Source organism: Sphingomonas endophytica (assembly GCF_001476895.1).
Lineage (GTDB): Bacteria > Pseudomonadota > Alphaproteobacteria > Sphingomonadales > Sphingomonadaceae > Sphingomonas > Sphingomonas endophytica_A.
Window position 1 is genome coordinate 1 of the sequence record NZ_LDTB01000279.1, and the last position, 669, is coordinate 669.

2 protein-coding genes are annotated in these 669 nt (G+C 63.4%); one reads left to right on the forward strand and one right to left on the reverse strand.

The window, feature by feature from the left end; genetic code table 11:
* Positions 1–27: 27 nt before the first annotated feature.
* Complete coding sequence (locus tag NS334_RS17180; RefSeq protein ID WP_206542736.1) at positions 28–327, forward strand: response regulator; 300 nt, start codon at positions 28–30, stop codon at positions 325–327.
* Between the two features lie 9 nt (positions 328–336).
* Here the strand turns inward: NS334_RS17180 and NS334_RS17185 are convergent.
* Positions 337–669: 5'/3'-nucleotidase SurE (locus tag NS334_RS17185; RefSeq protein WP_275044704.1), on the reverse strand; the 333-nt coding region annotated here is incomplete at its 5' end.

Genomic DNA, 669 nt, shown 5'->3' on the forward strand with positions numbered 1-669 from the left:
GTCATGATCCGGATGATGGTCGCCGATATGCTGGAAGAGCTCGGCCATAGTGGCGCGGCCGAGGCCGGCGAAATCGGCGAGGCGGTCAAGCTCGCGCAATCGACCGAAGTCGACCTCGCGATCCTCGACGTCAACGTCAATGGCAAGGTCATCACGCCGGTCGCCGAGTTGATCAACGCCCGCAACCGCCCGTTTATCTTCGCGACCGGCTACGGCTCATCCGGCCTGCCCCCGGAATATCGCGACCGGCCGGCGCTGCAAAAGCCCTTCCAGCTGGAAACACTGGCCCAGGCGATCTCCAGCGCGATGCGCAGCGCGCCGGTCTAGGTCACGAGATCACTTCAGCGTATCGACCAGCGTTTCCGAAAACACCTCATCGGTGCGATCGAGCCGCAACGGCGTCACCGAAACGTAGCGCGCAGCAAGCGCGGCAAGGTCGGTGCCCTCGGCCGGCGTATCCATCATCGCGGCGCGCTCGAAGCCGATCCAGAAATATGGATTGCCGCGTCCGTCGTGACGGCGATCGATCTTCAGAAAGCCCTGATTGCGCTTGCCCTGCCGCGTGATCCGGATGCCCTTGACATCATCAGGCATGCAGGACGGGAAGTTGACGTTGATCACCGTGTTCCTGGGCACGCCGGCGCCGATCACCTTGCGGATGATGTCGGG